The sequence below is a fragment of the Bradyrhizobium sp. sBnM-33 genome, from assembly GCF_032917945.1.
Taxonomy (GTDB): Bacteria; Pseudomonadota; Alphaproteobacteria; order Rhizobiales; family Xanthobacteraceae; genus Bradyrhizobium.
Window position 1 is genome coordinate 2238312 of record NZ_CP136624.1, and the last position, 24912, is coordinate 2263223.

A 24912-nucleotide genomic window follows, 5' to 3' on the forward strand; every position below is an offset into this window, starting at 1 on the left:
TTTTCAAGCTCTCATTCATCAACCTACTTGTCCAACGAGATAAATGATCTCATTGCCGTGCTGTGCAAAAACAGCATCCGAAAGAATTACGGCCCGACATCTGTCTTGCGTGGTGTTTCGCTGTCGATAGCCGATGGTGAGTTCCTGACGCTGTTGGGGCCATCGGGGTGTGGGAAGTCGACGCTGCTGCGTATCCTGGCAGGCCTCGAGGTGCAGGATGCAGGTTCGGTCTCGATCGGCGAGCGGGCGGTGGACGGCCTCAGGCCAAAGCGGCGGGACGTGGCGATGGTGTTCCAGTCCTACGCGCTCTATCCCCATATGACCGTCGCATCCAACATGGCGCTACCGCTCCGGATGCGCCGGCTCTCGGTCTTCCAGAGGCTTCCTCTTCTCGGCCGCCTGCTGCCAGGAACGGCGCGTATCGCTGCCGAGATCGACGTGGAAGTCACCCGTACGGCCAAGTCGCTCGGCATCGGTCACCTGCTGGCCCGCAAACCGGGGCAGCTCTCCGGCGGCCAGCGCCAGCGCGTCGCGGTCGGCCGGGCGATGGTGCGCCATCCGGCTGTTTTCCTGATGGACGAGCCGCTGTCCAACCTCGACGCCAAGCTGCGTGTGCAGATGCGCGCCGAGATCAAGGAACTGCACCAGCGGCTCGGGGTCACCTTCGTCTATGTCACCCATGACCAGGCCGAGGCCATGACGCTATCGGACCGGGTAGCGGTGATGCTCGACGGCGAGTTGTTGCAAGTCGCTCCGCCGCAGGACATTTATGCCGATCCCGACGACCGGCGCGTCGCCGAATTCATCGGCTCACCCAAGATCAACATGCTCGACGGCGTGGTTCGCGACCGCGGCCTGATCGATGTGGCCGGATCGACGCTCACGATCGAGGCCGATGCACGCACCGGCACGCATCTCACTCTCGGCATTCGCCCTGAGGCTTTTCATCTCGTCGACCATGGCGGGCAGGGCGCACTCACCGGTTCCGTGCGCATGATCGAGCATATGGGCTCCGAGCTCTTCGTCCATCTCGATCTGGCCGGTGTCGATCATCCGTTGATCGCAAGGCTGCTGGCCGAACGGGCGCCTCATATTGCCCCCGGCCAGACCTTGCATGTCGGCGTCTGGCCGGGCCGCGTGCTTCTCTTTGCCCGTAACGGGCGGCGTTTGCGCCGGGAGGTGGAATCCGGCCGGGCTTCGGTCAGGCCGATCCGGGAGATCGCCCGATGAGCGAGCCTCTTGCTCTTTGCGGCAGCTCCGACGAGCCGTCCGCGACGGGCGGCGTTCGAACGTTCCGATCTCCCACTGTTTCACCGGCCCGCAGGCGCGCCTTTACGGAGACGCTGGCGGCCTGGACGCTGGCCGGGCCGGCAGTCTTCTTTCTGTTCGTCCTGTTCTTCATGCCGGTGATCGGCGTCTTCGTCATCGCGCTCACTGACTGGCAGTTCGGGGCGCGTTCCCTTTCCTTCGTCGGCCTCGCCAACTTCCGCGAGGTCTTCGCTGACGTGGGCTTCAGGGCCTCGGTCGTCAACACCGTCGTCTACGTTCTGATCGTCGTACCCGGCACTGTCGTCTTCGGTCTTCTGATCGCGCTCCTAATCGAAAGCGGCAAGTCCTGCCGCTCCTTCTACCGCGCCATTCATTTCCTGCCCTTCATGGCGACGCTCACGGCCATGGCGATCGCCTGGGAGGCGCTGCTGCATCCCACGATCGGCCTCGTCAACCAGACGCTCGCCGCCATCGGCCTGCCGACCGCCAACTGGCTGCGCGACGAGAATACGGCCCTGCCGGTGCTGGCCGTCATCGGAGTCTGGCAGAACCTCGGCTATGCCATGGTGCTGTTCCTGGCCGGCCTGAAGAGCATCCCGCAAGACCTCTACGATGCTGCCGATGTCGATGGTGCGGATCTTTGGCTTGACCGGCTGCGCACCGTCACCCTGCCCATGCTCGGGCCGGTCTCTATGTTCGTTGTCATCGTAGTGGCGCTGAGGGCGTTCGAGTCCTTCGACACCGTGAAAGTGCTTACCCAAGGCGGGCCCGGCCACGCCTCCGAAGTGCTGCTCTACACGCTATATCGGGAGAGCTTTGAGTATCTGCGCACCGGGTATGGCGCCGCTGTTGCCGTCGTCTTTCTCGCCATCGTCGTGACGCTCACCCTTGTTCAGGCCCGCGTCATGGACAGGAAGGTGCATTACCAATGAGCGCCACCACCTCCACCAACCACCTGTCGCGGCCCGCCGCCATTCTTCGACACGCCGCGCTGCTCGTCACCGGAGCGCTCATTCTCGTCCCCTTCGTGTGGATGGTGTCGCTGTCGATCAAGCCGCCGGGGGAGATCTTCCGCGCGTCGTTCTCTTTCTGGCCCGCGCAATTCTATGGCGTCGAGAACTATACCAAGGCGTTGACCGAAGCGTCATTGCCGCGCTACATGGGCAACGGCCTGATCGTATGCGCTCTGATCCTCGGCCTTCAGATCCTCGTCTGCGCCCCTTGCGCCTATGCGCTCGCCAAGCTTCGTTTTCTCGGACGCAACCTGCTCTTCGGCCTGGTGCTGATCGGCCTGCTCCTACCACATCAGGTGCTCTCGCTGCCGCTCTTCATCCTCGGCTACCAACTCGGCATCCTCAACACCTATGCGTCGCTCGTTTTCCCCTATGTGGTCTCGCCGTTCGGTATCTTCCTGTTCCGGCAGTTCTTCAAGACCATTCCCGACGATTTGGTGCATGCCGCGCGCCTCGACGGTCTCTCTGAACTCGCCATCGTCTGGAGGATCATGGTGCCGATCGCACTGCCGGCCGTCATCGCGTTCTCGATCTTCTCGGTGGTCGGCCACTGGAACGATCTTTTCTGGCCGCTGATCGCGGTACGCGACCAGTCCCTCATGCCGCCGCCGCTCGGCATCATGGCCTTCAAGAACGAGGAGGCCGGCAACGACTACGGCCCCCTCATGGCCGCATCCACCCTGGTCGTCTTCCCGCTCATGGTTGCCTTCCTTGCCGCCCAACGTTGGTTCGTCGAGGGACTAACCGGAGGGGCTGTCAAACAATAGGCTAACGGAGTCGACCGATGCTTCTTTCACGCAGGATCTTTCTCTCGACAGCGACGGCTGTAGCGGCAATGCCGATCCTAAAGGCCGTTGCGCACCCCGAGACAACGATCCGGGTCTCGTATGCTCCGGCCTCTCTCAAAGGTCTCTATGAGGCGCTCGCGCGGCGTTTCATGGATACGCGCCCAGATATCAAGGTCGTTCTTGATACTCCCGTCGCCAACTACGACGACCTCATTCAACAAACGTTGAGGCAAAGTATAACGAAGCAAGTGCCCGACGTTTCTCATCCCATCGGCGCGCAGTGGATGGCAAATGTCGCGATGGCATCGCTCGAGCGATAATTTAGCGTCGCTTCAGCGGGAATAACCGAGAGATATCGAACGTCTTTCGATAAATTCAACCCGCGAAACGCGAGAGAGATGCTCAGGAGGAGCGGAAAGCCGGCTGGCCATCTGGGCTCCAATTTAATCATGTCCGAGCGAAGTGTAGCTATGACAATTGAGAAAGCTGACGCAACGTTATTCGCAGGCGAGGAGCGCTTGCTCCGTGCTGGCGTTGCCGGGCATCGAACGCCACGGAGAGATCGAAGCTTGGATCATCGATGATACGGGCTTTCCTAAGAAGGGGCGGCATTCGGTCGGGGTTGCGCGGCAATATTGCGGTCAGTTGGGCAAGCAAGACAATTGTCAGGTTGCCGTGACGCTTTCGCTTGCGAACCATCATGCGAGCTTGCCGGTGGCCTACCGGCTCTATCTACCAAGGGAGTGGGTGACGGATCGCGCACGCCGGCACAAAGCTGGAGTCCCCAAGGAAATCACCTTCAAGACCAAGCCGGCGATTGCACTTGATCATTTGCGTTGGGCCTGTGCGGTGGGCTTGCCGCGCGGCGTGGTACTGATGGACGCCGGCTATGGCACCGACACCGCTCTGCGTGGGAGTATTACCGAACTGGGCCTGAGCTATGTGGCCGGCATCTTGCCACAAACCTCAGTATGGGCACTCGGAACTGGACCGCGTCCGCCGAAGAAGTGGTCGGGGAACGGACGACCTCCAAAACTGCTACGGCGTGATAGCAAACACCGACCGATTTCGGCCAAGAAGCTTGCGATCGGTCTGCCAGCGCATGCTTGGCACAAGATCACGTGGCGTGAGGGTACGGCAGAACGGTTGTCTTCGCGTTTTGCCCGTGTGCGCGTCCGTCCGGCACACCGAGATTACTGGCTTGCCGAAAGCCGGCCGGAGGAATGGCTGTTGATCGAGTGGCCAGAGGGCGAGGAAGCTCCGACCAAATATTGGTTGTCAACGCTTCCGGCGAACATTGGATTCCGTCAGCTGGTCGATATCGCCAAGCTGCGCTGGCGCATTGAGCGCGACTACCACGACCTCAAACAGGAGGTCGGCCTTGGCCACTTTGAGGGACGAAGCTGGCGTGGCTTCCACCATCATGCAACGCTGTGCATTGCCGCCTACGGATTTCTGGTCTCCGAGCGGGAGACGATTCCCCCCTCAGAGACAGCCTCCACCAAGCTATTCACGCAAGCTGCAATTCCCGAAACTTATCGGCCGAGGGGATCCGCCATTGCGGCCTGAACGACACGTTCCAAATTCGATTGCGACCGTTCGGAGAAGACTGAACGCTGCTCTCGTGTCTACACTATCTCGATGCCCTTGTTGCATCGGGGCAATCTCAAGTCAAAGTAGCTATCGAAATTTATGACGCAGTAAGACTAGGCAGCCTCTCGCCTCCTTTTAGGGTCTCAGGAAGTTACCAAAAGGCTGAACTTTTCGACAAGCCCTGTTGGACGCCAGCTAAGCTTCGCTTGACGCAAACTTGGAATACCGAGATCTTGTCCTCGATTGAGGAACGTGGCTTCGGCTACAATCTCCCTTGTTAGTGCGTGAAGAACGTATTCGTAGGAGCCTTTGAATTCCCGCTTGGCTTTCTCATGGTGTTCCACAAACATCGTAGAGTTGAGCCGCTCGCCTATTGCGAAACCCGCCAGCTTCTGTCCTATCTTTACAATCACTCCCATAATCGGCAACGATTCAAAGTGCTGGAAAGCAACCTTGAGAGCGAAGGTTTCCTCCTCTCCGGAGTCACCGGCAGCATATTGCTCACTCAGCCATTTCTCTTGAAGTTCAATGCAATCACTCGCATCGCGCGCCTGCAGCGCCCTCACGGTTGGATTAAGTTCAGCAAAACGCTTAACGAGATTTCTTTTGACTTCGAACCTCTTTCCCTCCATCGCGATCAACTCGTCTAGCCTGTAGTAATAATCACTATTATTACGATCAAACAATACCGACGCGCTTTGTGAAAGATAGTTAGAAAGCGGAGACGGGATCCGTACCCATCGGTAAGTCTTGAGCCCAGGGAGCGGCTCACGCATTATTTTCTGCGGATGCTCTCCTATCGGTGGAAAGAACTGCAGTTCGCAGTCCGACTTGCGTTGATACGACACCAAGAGGTGATCTCGATACACGCAAACCTTATGATTCTTCACGTCCTTCCAACAAAAAACGTTCGCAAAGGTTATTTCGCAGCATCTGGGCGGAAACTCCGCGAAATATCGATCGAAGAGCGTCTTTTGAGACATCGATATCGGCTGCATCGCATCCGTGATGTTTTTCATAGCATGGCGCCCCTGCGAGTACGCTTTCCGACGCTTCGGCTTCTGCTGCAATTCCTGTCCTTAGCCACGGCTTTAGTTCGCATGGCCGTTGTCATGGACTTCTGGTCTGGACAAGCATTCTTCCTCTGCCATTTGGACGAGATGGGATAGCGCAAACGGGTTTATTCGGCTCAAGTACTCATGTTGTTTGGTTTCCATCAAATATCTGTATCCAGCAATATGGTTTGGAATCGGACAACATCGGCACATGAATCTCTCAGCAAGGCTATACTCGGAACAATTGTAGTCAATCATGATTTCGTCGCTCTCAGTACGGATCTGCTTGAGGGCGATCAGAACGATAGTTTCTGAATCGACTCTGACGTAGGCGTTGGGTCGACAACTATGGTTGACAAAGTCAATATGGCCGCTGCAGAGGTGCCGGTGACGATCGATCTGGATCGTTCTCCTGTTGGGCGCTTTTAGAACGGTCCCACCGAGTCTTCCCACAACAGCCCCGCTCGATATGGTTTTCTTCGAAAAAAGACCAGAGCCGTTGATCTTGGACGGTCCAACGAAGAGCCAATTACTCGCCTCGCAAGGGTAATCATTCTGAGCCATGCTTTGAATCTCCCTGCTCCTACTAGAGGGCATGGTGGTCGCCTCTGTCGCCGCGTGGTCGCAGCATCAACCGGCAAAACAGAAGCGACTTAAATCGCGCGGCCCCTTTCAAGCAACTATCATCTCTGATAGCCAATGTTGCAAACGGCGCGCCTGCGCTTGGCTTACAAAACTCCGAGACTCTAACGGCCGCTGGATAAACACTCATTGGCCGGTCACTACTGCTTGAAAGCTGACGATATGAGCCTTTTCATCTGCGATGTGTGGCCACTGTGGCACCAGCATCGTTGGCAATGAGCGCAAGACAAATAGGGTGTCAGACCTCAAGCCCCCGCATCACGATCACGGCGCGGACGCAGTGATGATCCCCGCTATTGTCCGTCGGGTGAGGGCAGCTGCTGGTCGGCTTTCTCGGAAAGTCCGAGTGACGGAGTCGCTCGCCTTGCGCACTTATGCCGAGCAGCTTGACCCTTGCTCTTCATGGCGGACTCGGGCGAGGCCACTGACTAGCTAGCCACCAGGATTAAGTAGCGCTAGGTGGTGCCGGCGGAAACGGCGAGTTCAAAATGAGTGGGTTCCTGTTGTGACCATCAAACTCGTTCCTCAACTCCTCTCCTGTTCGCCAAATCAGCCAATAATCGTAATCCACGATCTCGCCGTCCACCTCCACCAGTATCGATATGTCCCCTTCATGGTGAGCACATGCGTATTGTAAGACAAGGCCCTTATCTAGTGCCCATCGCTCTACAAGCGCACACAAGAAGTCAGGGGCCCACATCGCAAAAGACAGGCCGTGTGTCACTCTTGCTATGATTGCGGACAATCCCTGTCCTCTAAAGTCGTTTCTGATCCAGTAGTCCCCGTGGTAGGCGACCTTGCCCGTTATCGTCGTTGCGCCTGTAGCCCTGCAATCGCAGCGGTAATAGCGATCCGCACGTACGGTTGGATCTGCATAGAACACTTTTAAAGATTGAAAATGTTCTGCAAGATTAGTGCCTGAAAGATCGTAAAGGCGGTGCGCGGCCAAAATCGCCACAGCGTTTTCCTTGTCGACTCCCATTATCCAATAGCCCTCACCTGGTTTGATCGGCGAGAGATCTGGCCTGAAATTTGGTTCGATCGGCTCTTTGGTTGGAGTCGTGCAAGCGAGTCTGGCGAACTCGTCGAAATCGAATCCGATTCGTAACTTGATGCCGATTTCAGCGAGCACGTTGTCGTGAATTTGGAGCGTGCGAGAGACGCGTAAAGAATGATTTAAGCACTTCATTGCTACACCTTGTTACTGGGGTGATGCGTTGTATCGTAGCCATGCTGCTTCATGCTGATATAGCGCTCTAAATCGATCGGGATACTACCCATTTTGGTGGAGGAAAATCCGCATTGCAGGGTGAAGGGCGGCTACGCAGGCAACGGAGATTACGCCGATTGCGGCGTGGGTCACGGTATTTCGAGGAACCGTATCGAAGCATCCAAGCTTGCAGCAGTGCACTTCCATCGCATGCACCGAGATAGATATCCACTTGCCCCGTGAATAGTTTATCATAGCCAGGGCCGAGGCGGCGATGAGACTACGTCGCAGGAGTTCCGGCTTGCCCTTTTGGTTGCGGATTGCGATGCGCTTGAACTGTTTCAGCTTGAGAAGCGACATTCGACCAAGCGACGCGCGGCATAGAACGTTTGGTGAGCGGAATGATTGATGGCCGCGAGGCTTGGCTAGGAATGATCCTCTTGCTGCGTTTTGCAGCAATGGGGCCGGCAACGCTTAGGAATCCTAGGAGCCTGTCCAGTTAGCATCGGGAAGCCGGTTTTATCCGAATGATAGCGGCTCATGCGGCCCTCGCCAGCTTGACGAGGTTGTGAGCGGTGCAAATCAGGGCCCATTCGGGCTTCACTTTGTCGATGCCGCGCAGCAGGAATTGCCTGAACCCTCTTGCCTGTTTGATCTGTCCGAACACGGGTTCGACGATCTGCTTACGCAAGCGGTAGCGACTTCGGTAGCCGGCGCGCTTGAGCTTGGTGCTCATCCTGGCGATCAGCGAGCCGGCTCTTGAAGCCTTTTTCGCGGTGGCGGATTTGGTGCCGTGCTTCTGCCTTCCGGTGGCGATGTAGCCCTCGATGCGCCGCCGTTTGATCGTGCGAAGATTGGCGTCGGAGCAGTAGCCGGCGTCGGCCGATACTTCGTCGGGATTGGTCCCCAGATTGGCCCTGATCCCGTCGAGCAACGGCGCCAGTTGCGCCTGATCGCTGGAGGAACTGGTCAGCGTCTGCGCCACGATGATCTGATGGGCACCATCGACCGCGGCCTGGGCGTTGTAGCCCTGGATTAACCGTCCTTGGTCTTCAGGATGCGGCTTTCCGGGTCGGTGAAATTGCGTTGCGCCTTGCCGTCGGGCTCCGTGTTCGGCGGCGCGGACGTCTTGCCGTTCTTTTTACCGCCTTCGGCGATGCGGCGCTCCTCGGCCTCGGCCCGCGCCTTGCGCTCCGCCTCGGCTGCGGCCTTGGCTTCGGCCTCCAGCGCGGCCTTGGCCTCGCGGATCTTCTCAAGCCGCTTCTGCTTGTCGGCCACCCAATCGGGCATCTCGTCGCCGCGCTGGTCGCCGTAGAGCTTATCCTCCTGCGCATCGGCGGCCTCCGCCGCCTTGAGCCAGCGGTCGACCTCCGCTGCAAGCTCCGCTTCCCGCTTCTTCATGCGATCATAGCTCATCGCCTTGTGCTTGGTCGCGTTCGCCTTGATCTTGGTGCCGTCGAGCGCCACGTGCCCGAGCTTCACCAACCCGGCCTTCTCGGCCAGCTTCAACACCTGCACGAACAGGTCGGCCAGCGCCTTCAGATGCCGCCGCCGGAACTCTGAGATCGTGCGGAAGTCCGGCGCATCGCCCGCCACCATCATCATGAAATCCGCCCGCTCCACCGTCGCCCTGGCGATCCGCCGCGACGAGTAGATACCGCTCGCGTAGCCGTGCAGAAGCAGCGCCGTCATCATCCGCGGATCAAACGGCGGCTGACCCAGCCCGCTCCGGTAGCTGCCTAGGATCGCCGATAGATCAAGGCTTTCCTTGACCAGCGACACGATCAACCGCGAAACGTGGTCCTGCGGCACATAGTCCTGCACGCTCGGCGGCAGAAGCTGGACCTCGTCGATCTTCCAGGGGCGAAATTCCTTGCTCATGGCCACGCAAGGAATCAGACTCGCACCCTCTTGACCAGTCACTACTCAGACAGGCTCCTAGGCGGCATTGGCCAGCCTGTCTCCGGGTGGGAGACTCTATGAGCGGCTGGACCCGACGAGCATTGCCAGTTCTACTTCCTATCAGAAATGGGCCGGCGAGCCCAAGCCGCGATAGTCGTTTTACCCATCAGGGCAAATTCCGATGCGTTGGCTTCGAGCCCTCCTTTGGACGGCTGCTAAGCTAGGGGCGCCGACGATGCTGGACTTAACAAGCAGTCAGAATGCGGAAACGTGATCATTTGCGGGCGCTTCAAATATGCGCGGTGTGACCTTTTTGGCGCAATTCCGGAATCATAACTGACGGATACGGCCCCTTAGTTCGTCGTTCGCCGACGGATCTCTAGGATGAAGAGACGGCCCTTTCATTCTATGCGCAGAATCGGAAGGCTTCGATGTGCTCTCGAACCTGCTTATTTCGACCTTATTAAGCCAGGACGAATTAATCATAAGCGCTAAGCCGATACCCTCGGTTCCACGATAGATTAGATGTGTGAAGAAGCCTCCGGATTGGAACGGGGGGCGGGATGGGATTGGACGGCAAAAAGGACGTCCATTAAGACAGCTCGTCAGTTGCAGCGGTCAGCCGGCTTGAGCTGCTTGAGGGCCCGTCCGGACGTCGCGTGCGTTCGGAGACCGAGCGGGCTCGGATCCTCGCGGAAAGCCTGCTGCCCGGCACTCAGGTGGCGAAAGTGGCTCGCAGGCACGGCGCGACTCGTTGGCAGATTTACGATTGGCGGCAACGCTTTCGGCAGCGAGGCGAATTGCCGTTGTGCGAAGCTTCACGGCCGCCGTTCGCGCCGCTGGTTGTGGAAGGGCCATTAGGGAGCGTCACGTTTCGGTGGTCAAGCTAGAGATTGCGATTGGCGACGTCGTTGTGCGGACGGAAGCGGCCATTGACGGTGAGCAACTGTCTCGGTTGATCGCGCGGTGCGATCGTCACGTTGATCACGCCCAGTGCTGATCTGAAGATCTACATCGAGACGCAGCCCGGACTTCCGCTGTGGGCATGATGGGCTTGCTGCGAAGGCAGGAGATGCTTGGTCTCGATCCGTTCAGCGGTGCAGCGTTCGTGTTCCGGTCGAAACGGGCGGACCGGATCAAGATTTTGGTGTGGGATCGAACGGTCCTGGTGCTGGTGCACAAGCGCCTTGAGGGCTGCAAGTTCGTGTGGTCAAAGTCTGCGGATGGCTTGATGCGTATATCGCCGGCGATGTGTGCCGCGCTGTTCGAGAGTCTGGATTGGCGATTGGTCCGGCCGGAGGAAGCGCAGCGTCCACAGATCGCTGGATAAGTGCGGCAGAATGACTTTGGGCCGAGTTTGGCATGGCGCCGGCGGCGCAGATGTGCTCGACGTGTGACCCGTGTATGCACGACGTCTTCGACGGGCAGCATTAACGCAAACGCGGCCGTTTCCAAGCACTAGTGAAGCAACTGTACGCTCGTAAGGCTAGTGATAGCTGTGGGATCCAGTTTCTATGGCTCTATGCAGCAGCCCACCTATCGATTGGCAAACACCGCCTTGACTGCACTCGCTGTCTTCTCGACGATGATATCGGCCTCTTCAGTCGTTAAGCATAGCGGCGGAGCGAGCCCGAGAATATCGCCTTGCGGCAAGGCCCGGCCGATCACGCCACGCTCGAGCAGGGCAGCGGCTACTTGCTGACCAACTTTTTTGGTTGGATTGAAGAAGGCGTGGTCATCCTTGTCCTTAACAAATTCCAGCGCCGCCATCAGCCCGTCCCCCCGTACCTCTCCAACGTTTCTGTGACCGTCGAGCACTTCAGTCAGTGCAGCGCGGAGGTAGGCGCCGGTATCCCGAGCATTAACGATCAAGCCCATCTCATCGACCAATTCGAGATTCGCGATGCCAGCCGCCGCGCAGATCGGATGGGCGGAACAGGTCCAGCCATGACCAATCATGCCAAGTTGATCGGAGCCTTGTATGAGCACCTGCCAAATCTTCTCAGAAACGATTACGCCTGACAGAGGCGCGTACGCGGAGGTGAGGCCTTTCGAGATGGTGATTAGGTCCGGCCTAATGCCGTAGTGCTCGGAGCCGAACATGGTCCCAAGGCGGCCGAAGCCGGTGATGACTTCGTCCGCGATGAGTAGAACGTCGTATTTCTCTAGTACCGACTGCACCTTCTTCCAGTAGCCAGTGGGCGGCGGAACGATACCGCCGGCGCCTAAGATCGGCTCTCCGATGAATGCCGCGACTGTATCAGGCCCCTCGGACAGGATCATGTCTTCGAGCTTGTCGGCGCAATCTTGGGCGAACTGCTCCTCGCCGACCGTTCGGTCGGCGCGGCGGAAATAGTAGGGTGCCTCAGTGTGCAGAATTGGCGCACGCGGTAGATCAAAGGCGTTGTGATACAGTTCAAGCCCCGTCAGCGAACCCGTCATTACACTTGAACCGTGATAGCCGCGCCAGCGCGAGATGATTTTTTTCTTCTCCGGTCGGCCAAGCACGTTGTTGTAGTACCATGTCAGTTTTATATTCGTCTCGTTCGCATCTGAGCCCGAGAGGCCGAAATAGACCCGGCTCATGCCTCGCGGCGCGCGATCTATGATCATTTTAGACAGCCTGATGGGGGCTTCGGTGCCGTTACCGATATAAGCGTGATAGTAGGCGAGTTCTTTCGCCTGTTTTGCAATCGCCTCGGCTATCTTTTGGCGGCCGTATCCAACATTCACGCAAGAAAGACCCGCAAAGGCGTCGAGACTAGTGCGGCCCGACGTATCAGTGATGTAGACACCATCCCCTCTGCTCATCACGCGTGTTGGCATTTCACCTCGCGCATGCGCTCCAGCATACGTCGCGGGATGGAAGAAGTGATCGCGGTCCCAAGGGCTGAGTTCGTTAGATTTGTCGAACATATGCTGCTTACGTCCCGTGTGCATGTCAGAGTGCACATATCAGAGTGCACCGAGCTAACTATCTTGGCTCCGTCCTCCCAAGAGGGGCAGCCTCGAATGGAAGTGAACCCGGAGATTTTGTCCCACCTCGCATCGACATGCGACCATAGCAAAGCTGGCTATGGCGTGAACCTACGAACATTAGTAGTTAGCTCGATGAGCTGACCGACGTCCTCACTAAGCTGGTCAATCTCTGGCCGGTCTCCCACTGGACGAACTCATGCCTTGGCCTGGGCCGCCGAGCGCGGCAGAAGCCTGTCCGCTTGACGAACTCCGATTCAGGATCGCAGTCGAACCTGATGGCCTCGTCGCCACCGGCTTGGTGCCCTCCGATAGCTTCAACAAGCCTTCTGCGCCCGGCTGAAAGTTGTTGCGGCGAGATCGCCTGCCGACGACCGACCTCCAACATCAATGCGCCTGGCGCGTAGGTCCGCCACGATCTCTGCCTTGACACCGTCGCACCAACGGCGGCGCCGAACCCGAGCCACAATGCGTCAACAATATCCGCAATCATGCTGCGGTCCGCTCTCTTCATAACGAAAGCGTATTGCAGACCAGTTCGCCTACAACAAGGTGGGGGAAAATGACCGCTTACGGACCATCTATGCCCGGTTTGATAGCTCTGATGTCGCAAACTCGACAAGGCGCCGCGGGCATTCCAGCGGACATGCTGTACGAGCTCGGGTCCTGTCAAGCAAGGGAGTATCATCCTGCGACTGGCACGGCTGTTGCTGGAAGAGCGACGGGCCACTACAGCCAGTGCGGAGATGGAGCCATGAAACTCGCTTCCGGATACAAAGCGTTGCGGGAAGTCGCTCACAAGGACTACCCAGGCCAAATGAAGTTGGACGGACTTCTTGATCAGTGGGGGATGCTCGATGCAATGAGCAGCGTCGTAAATGCGGACTACTCGGACCGCTTTGCAAAGCAATCAGGTCAGCTGCCCGAACCACCAAATCGTTGACCGCTTTCAGCGTTTGTGGGGTCAGACGGATGAAGCCACGCTGGAAGGCGTCGTGCTTCGGCACCGGCGCGCAGTAGAAGTCGGTGAACTGACGAAGCGTCAATCCATCTGCGATGCGTTCACGCAACTCGCGATAGTCCCAGTTCTTGAGCCGCATCAGAACCAGCGAGCGCAGAACCTGTGTCGCCGTCAATCCGTGACGACCGCTATCTGGCTGCTTCAGGCCACGCACCAGATCCCGCCGGACACGCTCGATGACGTCCCGCTGGTCGTCGAGAAAGCCGGATATCGCCTCCAGCAGCGGCTCCAGGCAAATGCCCTGATCACGTTGCCGCATCAGCTCCCAATCGGCAAAGCTGATCTGTCGCGCTGTCGCTCTCACACCGCTCGGCTCTTCTTGCTTTTGGATGCTTCGGCGCGCTGTCGCTTCAGCGCTTTGATGTATCGCGGTGCCGCCTGGTGCAGCAGATCCTGCAGAGCGCGCCCGTTGTCCAGGTTGCGCTGAACCTCCGGCACAAGCTCTTCCGGCACGTAGACGGCAACGCGACGGCCGTTCGCGCGACCGTAGAGCACATAACTTTGATGCTGTTCGCCAGACTGGCACGCAGGGCAATTCTTGCGGATGCACCGGCTACGACGCAGGCTCAGCGAACCCAGAAGCGCAGGCCAGAGATTCGTCGATTCGCTTCGCAGCCAGCGCGCGACATCCGAAGGCGATTCCGAATCAACATGCTTCATATGAAGAATGTGATACCATGCACATGTACGCCGCAAGAAAAACGTGCTCGAAAATCGCGAAATAACCCCTATTTTAAAGGGCGAAATGTCTTTCGCGACAGAAACTAGTCTAGGCGCAGACATAGAAGCTCACGTGGGCAGGCGACGTCGATCGCGGAACTGACAAGGTCGGAGATCAGATAGTCGCTCGATCCGTCGACAATACGGGCATCAACATCGCGGAAACGGTGCCGGTGGTCGAGGCGGATTGCCTAAAATTTCCGGCTGAAAATGAGGCTTGGACGCCGATCGCCAATCGACCGCTTTCACCGCGTGATCGACTTTTAACACAACTCCCAACTGCTTCTGTCTCTTCCACGAATCGCCGGGCGGTATGGTGGAGTTCCTGGCCTTCGCGCAAACAGTCGAGTCAGGGTCGACTGCTTGATTCTGAGCGTCTCTGCCGCCTGACGAAGGCTCCGATGCTGGAAACGACGATCGCCCAGCGTAGATCTCGAAATTCCAACGGCACGTCGAAACCAATGGCGAGTTGTTGCATGTGTCCAAGTGTTCCGTTGAATCTGTCATTCGATTGGCTTTCTGCAGCACCTCCGAGTCGCCGCGGACATCAGAATTGGTTGCTCCCGGGCTCTTTCGATGATCAGGCTTTTGCTGACGACCAGCGCGCCGGACATGACCAGGTACCGTAATAGTAAATCGATTCGGAAAGTGTGGTGCAGGACTATTGCTCAAGCTGCATTCCTTGATGATGCTCGAAACGCGGTCGCTGGCAAGTCGCACGGAATAATTGCTGGTCTTATTGTTTACGTCAAACTGGTTGTCAGGACAGGTTATCTGCCTGCGTAGCGCACCGGGTTTCCGAAGATAGCCGGAGGAACTGCGCGACTGACTATTTCACGTATGGCAAAGTTCGACTGAATGCGTGAAACTCGTGGGAGGCAAGAGAGTTCAGTACGGTGGATTCGTTCGAAATCTTCAATATCACGAGCCAGCACTATGAGAAGATAGTCGTCGCTTCCAGACATTAGGAAGCAACGGACGACCGATGGGCATTTGACGATACCAGTTTCGAATAGTTTCAATGCATCGTCACTTTGGCTGTCCAGCGTGACTCTCACCAGCACCGTTGTGTTGAGGCCGAACCGAGTGAGGTCAAGCGTCGCCTGATATCCGGTGATGTAGCCTTCATCTTCTAGCGTACGCTGACGTCGCGCGATTGCAGTGCTAGACAAACCCATTCGATTGGATAGTTCAGTCTGACTGATCCGCGCGTTCGTGCTGAGCTCAGCGAGAATTGTTAGGTCGATTCTGTCGGCATCCATTTGTTTGGAATCCTGCGTGGTAGTGCCAAAAACGGTTAAAGTTCTGCACCTTTTCGTTCCAGCTTCGCAAGTTTGCAGAAAATCAAACTGCTCTTCCGGCTAAAAGGAGATCTTCCAGATCGGAGGGTGGAGATGAAAGTCGGTGTTCCAAAGGAAATCAAGTCGCATGAGTATCGCGTCGGCCTCACCCCTGGAGCAGTTCGTGAATATGTAGCCGCTGGCCACACTGTGGTGATCGAAACCGATGCCGGCGTCGGCATCGGCGCGGCAGATCAGGACTACCGCAAAGCTGGCGCGGCCATTGTGGGCTCAGCTCACGAGGTGTTTGCATCGAGCGAGATGATCGTGAAGATAAAGGAGCCCCAGCCGTCCGAGTGGGCCCTCCTACGAGAAAACCAGATCCTCTTCACCTATCTTCATCTTGCGCCTGATCCAGAGCAAGCCAAAGGCCTTATGAAATCTGGCTGCACCGCTGTTGCCTATGAAACCGTGTCTGACGCGCGTGGCGGTCTTCCATTGCTAGCTCCGATGAGCGAGGTCGCCGGCAGGCTTGCGATCGAAGCGGCCGGTGCTGCCCTAAAGCGATACGCTGGGGGGCGAGGGCTGCTGATCGGTGGTGTTCCCGGTGTCCAGCCGGCTAGGATAGTGGTGGTCGGAGGTGGCGTTGTTGGTACCCATGCGGCCCGGATGGCGGCGGGCTTAGGTGCCGAGATTACAATCCTCGACCGCTCTATTCCTAGGCTTCGCGAATTGGATGAACTATTCGAAGGCCGTGTTCGAACCAGGTTCTCGACGATCGAAGCCGTCGAGGAGGAGGTCTTTGCAGCGGACGTTGTCATCGGCGCCGTACTTGTGCCGGGTGCGAGCGCGCCAAAACTCGTCACCCGTAGCATGTTGAGTTCAATGCGTAAGGGCTCGGTGATTGTCGACGTTGCGATTGATCAAGGCGGCTGTTTCGAGACATCACGTCCGACCACGCACGCTGATCCAACGTATGAGGTGGACGGGGTGATTCACTACTGTGTCGCCAATATGCCGGGAGCCGTCCCACTGACTTCGAGCCATGCGCTGAACAATGCGACACTGCCGTTTGGTTTGGCCCTTGCCAATAGGGGGCTCGCAGCAGCGCTCGACGATCCGCATCTGCGCGCAGGTCTCAATGTCCATCGGGGCCGGCTCACCTATAGGGCTGTTGCTGAGAGCCTCGGCCTCCCGTTTGCACCGATCGAACAGGCGGCGGCCTGATCACAGAGGTCCCACTGGGGACGTTTCCTCCCTGACTTGGCGGGCCACTCCGGAAGGAGTGGCCCTTTTTTTGGTAATAAATTCACGATTTCAGCTGCCTTAGAATCTCTGGTCGAACCGAAAGAAACTGAGTCCGTGTGTTGGGGACACGCCCGCCCTCGACATTGAGGGAAAGTCCCACTGAACTCAAACTCGTGCCGAGGGGAATCAAGGACGAGCTGCGCTCCCGCGCTGTGCGTGAGCACGGCAGCGTTTGCGCGGAACGCAATCCGAATGGCTAGCAATACCCGGACGGCCCTGCAGGAGGAACTGCGGCTGAAGGATTTGCTTACTTCTCGAAGTCGGACAGCGACTGAAACACTTCGGTGGAACGCGTTCACCCTGCAACTCGGGGCTACGTGCTATGGCTGTCTGGACTGGATAAGTGGGAGTCGCCGGCAGGATCAAACCGGCGATCCTATGGATCAGATCATCGTCGGCATCACGAATTCTGCGCCGCTCCGGATGCCCGTTGGCCATCGCGTCGTGATTGTTTTCAGTCTGGTGTAGAATCGCACTCCTTCGGGGCCGTGCATGTGGTGATCTCCGAAAAGAGAAGCCTTCCACCCTCCGAACGAATGAAATGCCATCGGAACGGGAATGGGAACGTTTATGCCCACCATTCCGACCTGAATCTGGTGAGCGAATTCTCGTGCCGCATCGCCGTCTCTGGTGAATATTGCGGTGCCGTTGCCGAACTCGTGCTTGTTTATCATGTCGGCCGCCTCGTCATAGGAGCCAGCGCGGGCCACCGCGAGCACAGGGCCGAAGATCTCCTCTCGATAGACTTGCATTTCCGTTGTCACTCGGTCGAAGAGGGTCCCCCCAATAAAGTAACCGTTCTCGTACCCTTGTCGCTTAAAATCGCGCCCATCAACAACGAGTTCTGCACCCTCGGCAACGCCGGCGTTGACGTAAGCGCGAACCTTGTCAAGGTGTTGTTTCGTCACGAGCGGCCCCATTTCTGCGCTGGGATCGGTGCCGGGGCCAATGGTCAATGCGCGAACCTTCGGTGCCAGTTTTTGGATGAGTTCTTGCGCGGTGGCATCGCCAATAGGGACAGCAACCGAAATAGCCATGCAGCGCTCGCCCGCCGAACCGTAAGCTGCCCCCATCAGTGCATCAACTGCCAGGTCCATATTGGCGTCGGGCATTATGATCATGTGGTTCTTGGCGCCACCGAGTGCCTGGCAGCGTTTGCCGTGACGCGTTGCGGTCTCGTAGATATAGCGTGCGATTGGCGTCGAACCGACAAAACTCACAGCCGAGACGTCAGCGTGTGTGAGAAGTGCATTAACCGCCTCCTTATCGCCTTGGACGACGTTGAACACTCCGGGGGGAGACCTGCCTCTTTGAGCCACCTGGCTAGGATAAGCGAGGCCGATGGCACGCGCTCGGAGGGCTTGAGAACGAAGGTGTTTCCGCAGGCGAGCGCGACGGGAAACATCCACATCGGAACCATTGCAGGAAAATTGAATGGGGTGATGCCGGCGACGACCCCGAGCGGTTGCCGCAGCGAATGGGAATCGACGCGGGTGCCGACATTTTCGGTGATTTCACCTTTGAGGAGTTCGGGCGCGCCGGTCGCAAACTCCACCACTTCCATTCCCCGCTGAATCTCTCCTTTCGCGTCTGACAGAACCTTGCCATGTTCGGCAGTGATCACTTGGGCGAGTTCATCGATCCGGTCCTCAAGGATTCGCAAGAAGCGGTTGAGAATGCGCGCGCGCCGAAGCGGAGGCGTGCTAGCCCACGCCGGAAAGGCCTCTCTTGCCGCAACCACTGCAGCGCTTACGTCTTCTGCCGAAGCTAAGCCCAGCGTTCCGGACTGTTCGCCGCTCGCGGGGTTGAAAACGGGCGAGGTCCTGCTGCCTCGACCCTGGAATACTTGGCCGTTGATGAAGTTCGGAATGGTCGCGGACATCGTTGCGCTCCTCTGTCGGATGCTTGATCCCGATCGATATGAAGCGCATGAATCTGCACATCAATCGCCGTGTTCGCGGCTCCGTTGTGCAGAAAGTGTAGTCAATGGATTGGGAACGGGTTCGGATATTCCTGGAAGTCGTGCGTGCTGGGCAGATCCTGAAGGCGTCAAAGCGGTTGCGGCTCAACCATGCGACGGTCGCCCGTCAACTTACCGCGTTGGAGAAAGGTCTCAACGCCAAGCTGCTCGAGCGCCACGTCTCAGGTTGCACGCTCACACTGGCAGGTGAGGCCCTGGTTGCCGCTGCAGAACGCGCCGAGAGTGAGCTTCTCAAAGTCGGCGCAAGCATCGGCGGTGCTACCGAAGCGATTACTGGCACCGTGCGCGTCGGGGCGCCGGACGGACTGGGCAACTATTTTTTGGCTAGCCGGCTCGGAGCGCTAGCTGCCAGACACCCTGGTCTTGTCATTCAGCTCGTTCCGCTTCCCCGCACGTTTTCATTGTCGCGGCGCGAGGCGGATATTGCAATCACTCTGGACGAGCCAAAGCAAGGACGGCTAATCATTTCAAAATTGACTGACTATACGTTGAGCGTCTATGCGGCGCAGAGCTATTTGTCGCGTGAAGGCGAAGTCAAAAGTCAATCTGATCTGGCGGGCGACTGTTCGTCACGCACGTGGAGGACTTCGTATACAGCCGGGCGCTGGACTATGCCTCGGCTCTTGGCCGCCTGATGTCGCGTCGCTACGAATGCGGCAGCGTCGTTGCCCAGATAGAGGCCGTGCGAAGCGGCCACGGAATCGGCATTTTGCATGATTACGCGGCCCGAAATTATCCCGAACTACAGCGCCTGCTCCCCAAAGTGCGATTCGTGCGAAGCTACTGGCTGACTTCGCATTCCGACACGCACGAGACCCGTCGTGTTCAGGAGGTACGCCGCTTCATCACGACTTCAGTCAAGGCCGCGAGGATCGACCTCGAGATGGATTGACCGATTTCGCTGCCCAATCGAGTGAAAGATACTCACTAGTAATGCGGCGGAGTAATCACCCAAACCACCTTTGCGGGCACCTTTCCTGGATTTGCGCAGCGGTGTTGCGAGGTGCTGCTGAACGAAAAGCTATCACCCTCCTCAAGCTGAAAGCACTTTCCGTCAACCCATAAGTCCAATCGACCTGCAATCAGAATGCCCGCTTCATTGCCATCATGGCTGTACTCGCCGCTATCAGCGCCTGGTTCGATTGTGCTCAGAAGGAGTTCGAGAGGACCGGCGAGATTGGGAGACAGAAGCTCTTCAGCGATGCCTAGCCCGGTAAATGTCAGGCGTCGGCGATGCGCTTTACGAACGATGACGTCCCTTTCATCGGAGGCAGCCTGCAAGTTGCCATTGAAGAACCAATTCATATGGACGCCGAGAACGTCGCTGAGCTTCTTCAAAACTCCGATAGGCAGCTTGGATTGATTTCGCTCAATTTGACTCAAATAGCCGATCGAGATTCCTGCTGCCTGGGCAAGCTGGGTCAAGGTCAACTTCTTGATTTTGCGCAATTCACGGATCTGCCCGCCCACGGCGGCTTCAGGGTCCATGCTGGATCCCGACTCTGTGGCGGCCCATTCGTCAGCCGCGCGTATCGACCTAATACCCATCGACTCCTTCGACCTTCAAAATAACGCTAGCACGAAAGTCCTCTCGATGATCGACGGAGTGCACCGGGACCACATCAGAAGCCAACGTCTCGCAAACCTAGGCGCGCTCGGTTGCCCAGAGCGCTCGATTCTTTATAGCTGGCACAATTTTGAAAAAAAACACCCCCGTTGTGAAAAAATGCGTTCACACAGGTGAAAAAATCTGCCAGAATTTCACCGTTGGATCGGAGATCGGGTGTGACGGAACTTCCCAAGTCGGCTCAAGTCGTCATCATTGGCGGCGGAATCATGGGCTGCAGTCTGGCCTACCATCTGACCCTTCGCGGTTGGAGGGACGTTGTTTTGCTCGAACGAAAGCAGCTTACGTCCGGCACCACTTGGCACGCTGCGGGTCTCGTTGGGCAGCTTGGTGCAACTCACAATCTCACACGATTAGCTCAATACACGACAGAGCTTTACTCTGAGCTCGAGCGCGAAACGGGTCAAAATACCGGATACCGACAGATTGGATCGCTCGCAATCGCGAACAACCATGAGCGTTTTGAAGAGCTCCGGCGTGGAGCCTCGATGGCCCGATGTTTCGGGTTGGAAGTCAACGTCATGTCTGCAAAGGAGGCAGGTGATCTTTGGCCTTTGATGGCGACCGAGGACCTCGTTGGCGCGGTGCACCTTCCGAAAGACGGGCAGACAAACCCGGTGGATACGACGCAAGCTCTAGCAAGGGGAGCGAGGGGTCGTGGGGCGAAGATATTTGAAAATATCGCGGTTACCGACATTCTCATCGAAAATGGCCGTGCCACGGGCGTGCGAACAAAGGACGCTGATATAACAGCTGAATTCGTCGTCAATTGTGCTGGCATGTGGGCGAGGGAGCTTGGCGCAAAAGCCGGCACGACTGTCCCTCTTCACGCGGCCGAGCACTTCTACATCGTGACTGAGCCGGTGCCTGAAATCAGAAAGCATCTTCCCGTACTGCGTGACGGCGATGCCTGTACTTACTTCAAGGAAGATGCCGGCAAGCTGCTGGTCGGTTGGTTCGAGCCGATCGCAAAGCCGTGGGGTATGCAAGGAATCCCCGAGAGCTTTGAGTTCGACACTCTGCCAGATGACCTTGAGCATATTGAGCCACTGCTCGAAGGGGCAATTCGTCGTGTGCCAATACTGTCAAAAACCGGGATCCAGTTGTTTTTCAACGGTCCCGAAAGCTTCACGCCCGACGACCGCTACATGCTGGGCGAGACGCCGGAAGTGCGGAATCTATTCGTGGCGGCCGGCTTCAACTCGATCGGTATTCGGTCGGCGGGTGGAGCAGGTAAAGTCCTGGCCGACTGGATTGTCGACGGTCATCCGCCGATGGACCTTTGGGACGTTGATGTGCGGCGCGTCATGCCGTTCCAGTCCAATCGACGATACTTAAAGGACCGCACTGTCGAAGCTCTCGGTCTCTTGTACGCCATGCATTGGCCCTTCCGACAGCCCGATACGGCAAGAGGAGTTCGCCGCTCGGCTCTCCACGATCGCTTGCTTGCGCAAGGAGCTTGTTTTGGAGAGGTCGCGGGCTGGGAACGGCCGAACTGGTTCGCGCCGAAGGGACGAGAGGCAAAATACGAATATAGTTACGGTCGTCAGAATTGGTTCGAACTCTCAGCCGCAGAACATCGGGCAGTACGGGAAAGTGTGGGATTGTTCGATCAATCGTCCTTCGCGAAATTCATCCTTGAAGGGGATGATGCAGAATCCATCCTGAACAGGATATGTTCGAATAACGTTTCGGTGCCGGTCGGCCGTATCGTCTATACGCAATGGCTCAATGAACGAGGCGGTATTGAAGCGGATCTTACCGTCACGCGCGAAGGTTTGAAGCGATTCCTCATCGTAACGGCGGCGGCGACGCAAGTCAGGGACTTTGCCTGGTTGAGCCGTCACATTCCCGAAGGATCTCGAGCAATCGCGATCGACGTAAGCTCCGCCTACGCCGTGCTGGGCGTCATGGGTCCGAAATCCAGGGAGCTCCTGAGCAAGCTTACGAATGCGGACCTCTCCAACTCAGCATTTCCCTTCGCAACCTCCCAAGTCATTGACCTCGGCTACGCCAAAGTCAGGGCAAGCCGCATTACCTATGTCGGCGAACTCGGATGGGAATTGTACATCCCTACAGAGTTCGTGCAGGGGGTCTATGATTGCCTCGTCGAAGAAGGCGCGGCATCAGATATGCGTCTGGCTGGCTATCATGCCATGAATTCTCTGCGAATGGAGAAGGGATACCGTCATTGGGGGCACGACGTCACGGACGAGGACACCCCATTGGAATCAGGTCTCGGCTTTGCGGTGGCGTGGTCGAAGCCGCAAGGCTTCATCGGACGAGATGCACTGCTACGCCAGAGGGACGCAGGGCCGCGGCGAAAAATGATCCACCTCGCGCTGAACGATCCGAACGTGTTGATCTACCACAACGAGCCGATATGGCACGACGGCCGGCTCGTTGGCCGTATCACGTCCGGCATGTTCGGACATACAGTCGGCACCTGCTTGGGATTGGGATTCATCGATGACTCAAACCGCATGATCGATGCAACCTTTCTCCAGACCGGAAACTTCGAAGTCGAGGTCGCCGGCGTGCGCATACCCGCACGCGCTTCACTGCGTCCATTTTATGATCCCAACAACAGTCGCGTAAAGGATGTCGGGGCGGATGCTCTCGTCTCAGCCGCGGCCTCGTAGAAGAGTACAATTGTCATGACCGAAACAAGCGTCGTATTCGAGCCTCGACCTATTCATGCCGAAACGCAAACGTCAGTTGTCGACACGTCTTCCAAAGATCGCTCCCTGCGTCCCGATTTCATTCTGACATTTTCCTGTCCGGACCGAATTGGGATTGTGCACGCCGTATCAGGCTTTCTCGCCACGCACGGGTGCAATATCCGTGACAGTGCTCAATTCTCGGACCGCAGCGTTGGAAGGCTTTTCATGCGCGTGTCGTTTGATGCGCCTGGCGTCCTGCTGACGGACCTGCAGGCGGAATTCTCGGAAGTCAGCACTTCATTCGGCATGACCTGGGAATTTCATGACTGCAAGTCGAAGCCTCGTCTCCTGATCATGGTGTCGAAGGCGGGGCATTGTCTGAACGACCTGCTGTTCCGGTACGCAACCGGCACCCTTTCCGTCGAAATCCCGTTGATCGTCTCCAATCACCGGGACTTCTACCGGCTCGCTGCTTCCTATGACCTTCCTTTTCATCATATGCCTATCACCACTGATACGAAGCCCGCGCAGGAGGCAAAGCTTTTCGAATTGGTTGAGCAGGAGCGGATCGATCTCATTGTCTTGGCGCGGTACATGCAAGTCTTGTCGGACAATGTTTGTCAAAAGATGTCCGGCAGGATCATAAATATACACCATTCCTTCCTGCCGAGTTTCAAAGGAGCCCGGCCCTATCATCAGGCTCACTCACGAGGGGTCAAATTGATTGGGGCAACAGCCCACTACGTCACGGCAGATTTGGATGAAGGTCCAATCATTGAACAAGATGTGCTCCGTGTGGATCACTCCCTGACGCCAGACGATCTTTCGGCGATCGGAAGAGATGTCGAGGCCGCTGTCCTGGCGCGGGCCGTCAAGCTGCATGCCGAAAATAGAATACTCATGAATGGCGATCGCACGGTGATCTTTCGATGAACGTCCAGGACACGAAGGGCAGTCACACAAGTGAGGCCACTCTCATCGATGGTGCCGCGGTTGCGGCAGGGCTCCATTCTGAGCTGCGAAGTGCAGTTGAGAACCTTGTGGAGAGGGGGCTTACACCCGGATTGGCCGTAGTCCTTGTTGGCAACGATCCGGCGAGTTCGGTGTATGTCCGCAACAAGATTCGCCGTTCTGTTGAAGCTGGTTTGCGTTCGTTTCATCACGAACTGCCAAGCACGACGAGCGAAACAGATCTGTTGTCGTTGATCGATCGGCTGAATTCCGCTCACGATGTGGACGGCATCCTCGTCCAGTTGCCGCTACCTTCCCATATCGATGCGCAAAAAGTGACCGCGGCCATCGATCCGGCGAAGGACGTAGACGGTTTTCATCCGATGAATGTAGGCAAGCTCTCGCTCGGCGGGGGGGCGCTAGTCCCCTGTACTCCGCTTGGCTGTATGCTGCTGATTAAGGGAGTTCGGAGTCAGCTCGCTGGACTGAATGCCGTCATCGTTGGACGTTCCAACATCGTCGGTAAACCGCTCGCACAACTTCTACTTCGAGAAAATTGCACAGTCACAGTCGCGCACTCCAGGACCGAGGATCTTCCTTCGCTGTGTCGCCGCGCGGATATTCTTGTAGCTGCTGTCGGCCAGCCCGAGCTCATTCGTGGTGACTGGATCAAGCCCGGTGCAATTGTGATCGACGTTGGGATCAATCGAGCCGAGCATGAGGGGCGTCAGAAATTGGTCGGCGACGTGGACTTTGCAGGCGCGCGTGCCGTGGCCGGCGCGCTTACCCCGGTCCCGGGCGGGGTAGGCCCCATGACGATCGCTTGTCTTCTCAGAAATACAATCCACGCCGCCTGTCGCCGACACGGCGTCTCTTCGCCTATCGGTAACTCGTGACCAATTATCCCAGCTAG

At 57.4% G+C, this 24912-nt stretch carries 19 protein-coding genes and 4 pseudogenes; 12 read left to right on the plus strand and 11 right to left on the minus strand.

Annotation, left to right across the window (positions count from 1 at the left end):
- The first annotated feature begins 51 nt into the window (after nt 1-51).
- The 5 genes and pseudogenes from RX328_RS10350 to RX328_RS10370 all read left to right on the plus strand — a co-directional run.
- Nucleotides 52-1230 (plus strand): ABC transporter ATP-binding protein, encoded by a 1179-nt coding sequence (locus tag RX328_RS10350; protein WP_213257463.1) that lies wholly within the window; start codon nt 52-54, stop codon nt 1228-1230.
- Nucleotides 1227-2201 carry a carbohydrate ABC transporter permease gene (locus RX328_RS10355; RefSeq protein WP_213257455.1) on the plus strand — a complete coding sequence of 325 codons (975 nt, stop codon included), beginning with the start codon at nt 1227-1229 and terminating at the stop codon, nt 2199-2201. Before RX328_RS10350 ends, RX328_RS10355 begins: the two co-directional genes overlap by 4 nt.
- The gene (locus tag RX328_RS10360; protein ID WP_213257453.1) at nt 2198-3049 is read left to right on the plus strand and encodes a carbohydrate ABC transporter permease; all 852 of its coding nucleotides are present in this window, start codon (nt 2198-2200) and stop codon (nt 3047-3049) included. The genes RX328_RS10355 and RX328_RS10360 overlap by 4 nt, the downstream gene beginning before the upstream one ends.
- A 17-nt stretch (nt 3050-3066) precedes the next feature.
- Complete coding sequence (locus tag RX328_RS10365) at nt 3067-3390, plus strand: hypothetical protein (protein ID WP_213257451.1); 324 nt, start codon at nt 3067-3069, stop codon at nt 3388-3390.
- 208 nt (nt 3391-3598) lie between these two features.
- Nucleotides 3599-4639: pseudogene (locus RX328_RS10370) on the plus strand (IS701 family transposase); the annotation flags it as partial.
- A 167-nt stretch (nt 4640-4806) separates the two neighbouring features.
- Here the strand turns inward: RX328_RS10370 and RX328_RS10375 are convergent.
- From RX328_RS10375 to RX328_RS10390, 5 genes and pseudogenes are all read right to left on the minus strand, one after another.
- Nucleotides 4807-5682: a DUF2156 domain-containing protein gene (locus RX328_RS10375; protein ID WP_213257544.1), complete on the minus strand. Its 876-nt coding sequence runs from the start codon at nt 5680-5682 to the stop codon at nt 4807-4809.
- A 72-nt stretch (nt 5683-5754) separates the two neighbouring features.
- A complete protein-coding gene (locus RX328_RS43425; protein ID WP_410734041.1) occupies nt 5755-6315 on the minus strand; it encodes an SET domain-containing protein-lysine N-methyltransferase in 561 nt (186 codons plus the stop codon).
- Nucleotides 6316-6805: 490 nt separating this feature from the next.
- Nucleotides 6806-7549, minus strand: a complete 744-nt coding sequence (locus RX328_RS10380) for a hypothetical protein (RefSeq protein ID WP_213257540.1) — start codon at nt 7547-7549, stop codon at nt 6806-6808.
- Between the two features lie 84 nt (nt 7550-7633).
- Entirely contained in the window at nt 7634-7930 is a 297-nt protein-coding gene (locus tag RX328_RS10385; RefSeq protein WP_213257538.1) for a hypothetical protein, read from the minus strand.
- A gap of 178 nt (nt 7931-8108) precedes the next feature.
- Nucleotides 8109-9451: pseudogene (locus RX328_RS10390) on the minus strand (IS1182 family transposase).
- 740 nt (nt 9452-10191) lie between these two features.
- On the opposite strand from RX328_RS10390, the gene RX328_RS10395 reads away from it, so the two are divergent.
- Nucleotides 10192-10362, plus strand: coding sequence for a hypothetical protein (locus RX328_RS10395; RefSeq protein WP_312018177.1), 171 nt, complete (start codon nt 10192-10194; stop codon nt 10360-10362).
- A 155-nt stretch (nt 10363-10517) separates the two neighbouring features.
- On the plus strand, nt 10518-10802 hold the full coding sequence (gene tnpB, locus RX328_RS10400; RefSeq protein ID WP_213257512.1) for an IS66 family insertion sequence element accessory protein TnpB: 285 nt from the start codon (nt 10518-10520) through the stop codon (nt 10800-10802).
- A 206-nt stretch (nt 10803-11008) separates the two neighbouring features.
- Here tnpB and RX328_RS10405 read toward each other — a convergent pair whose 3' ends face one another.
- From RX328_RS10405 to RX328_RS10420, 4 genes are all read right to left on the minus strand, one after another.
- Entirely contained in the window at nt 11009-12388 is a 1380-nt protein-coding gene (locus RX328_RS10405) for an aspartate aminotransferase family protein (protein ID WP_213257514.1), read from the minus strand.
- A 641-nt stretch (nt 12389-13029) separates the two neighbouring features.
- Nucleotides 13030-13773, minus strand: a complete 744-nt coding sequence (locus RX328_RS10410; RefSeq protein WP_317258681.1) for a hypothetical protein — start codon at nt 13771-13773, stop codon at nt 13030-13032.
- Complete coding sequence (locus tag RX328_RS10415) at nt 13770-14129, minus strand: DUF6788 family protein (protein ID WP_213257012.1); 360 nt, start codon at nt 14127-14129, stop codon at nt 13770-13772. The genes RX328_RS10410 and RX328_RS10415 overlap by 4 nt, the downstream gene beginning before the upstream one ends.
- Before the next feature lie 830 nt (nt 14130-14959).
- Complete coding sequence (locus RX328_RS10420; protein ID WP_057855186.1) at nt 14960-15451, minus strand: Lrp/AsnC family transcriptional regulator; 492 nt, start codon at nt 15449-15451, stop codon at nt 14960-14962.
- A 132-nt stretch (nt 15452-15583) separates the two neighbouring features.
- Between RX328_RS10420 and ald the strand changes: the two genes are divergently transcribed.
- Entirely contained in the window at nt 15584-16696 is a 1113-nt protein-coding gene (ald, locus tag RX328_RS10425) for an alanine dehydrogenase (protein ID WP_213255553.1), read from the plus strand.
- Nucleotides 16697-17160: 464 nt separating this feature from the next.
- On the opposite strand, the pseudogene RX328_RS10430 reads toward ald, so the two are convergent.
- A pseudogene (locus RX328_RS10430) lies at nt 17161-18659 on the minus strand (CoA-acylating methylmalonate-semialdehyde dehydrogenase).
- A 104-nt stretch (nt 18660-18763) separates the two neighbouring features.
- Between RX328_RS10430 and RX328_RS10435 the strand changes: the two are divergent.
- Nucleotides 18764-19650, plus strand: a pseudogene (locus RX328_RS10435) (LysR family transcriptional regulator).
- A 35-nt stretch (nt 19651-19685) separates the two neighbouring features.
- On the opposite strand, the gene RX328_RS10440 reads toward RX328_RS10435, so the two are convergent.
- On the minus strand, nt 19686-20246 hold the full coding sequence (locus RX328_RS10440; RefSeq protein WP_249727085.1) for a helix-turn-helix domain-containing protein: 561 nt from the start codon (nt 20244-20246) through the stop codon (nt 19686-19688).
- Nucleotides 20247-20594: 348 nt separating this feature from the next.
- Here RX328_RS10440 and RX328_RS10445 point away from each other — a divergent pair, with 348 nt between their 5' ends.
- The 3 genes from RX328_RS10445 to folD are packed head-to-tail and all read left to right on the plus strand — an operon-like array spanning nt 20595 to nt 24895.
- Nucleotides 20595-23027 carry an FAD-dependent oxidoreductase gene (locus RX328_RS10445; RefSeq protein ID WP_249727091.1) on the plus strand — a complete coding sequence of 811 codons (2433 nt, stop codon included), beginning with the start codon at nt 20595-20597 and terminating at the stop codon, nt 23025-23027.
- A gap of 15 nt (nt 23028-23042) precedes the next feature.
- Nucleotides 23043-23981 (plus strand): formyltetrahydrofolate deformylase, encoded by a 939-nt coding sequence (purU, locus tag RX328_RS10450; RefSeq protein WP_213255559.1) that lies wholly within the window; start codon nt 23043-23045, stop codon nt 23979-23981.
- Complete coding sequence (gene folD, locus RX328_RS10455; protein ID WP_213255562.1) at nt 23978-24895, plus strand: bifunctional methylenetetrahydrofolate dehydrogenase/methenyltetrahydrofolate cyclohydrolase FolD; 918 nt, start codon at nt 23978-23980, stop codon at nt 24893-24895. Before purU ends, folD begins: the two co-directional genes overlap by 4 nt.
- The last annotated feature ends 17 nt before the right edge of the window (nt 24896-24912 follow it).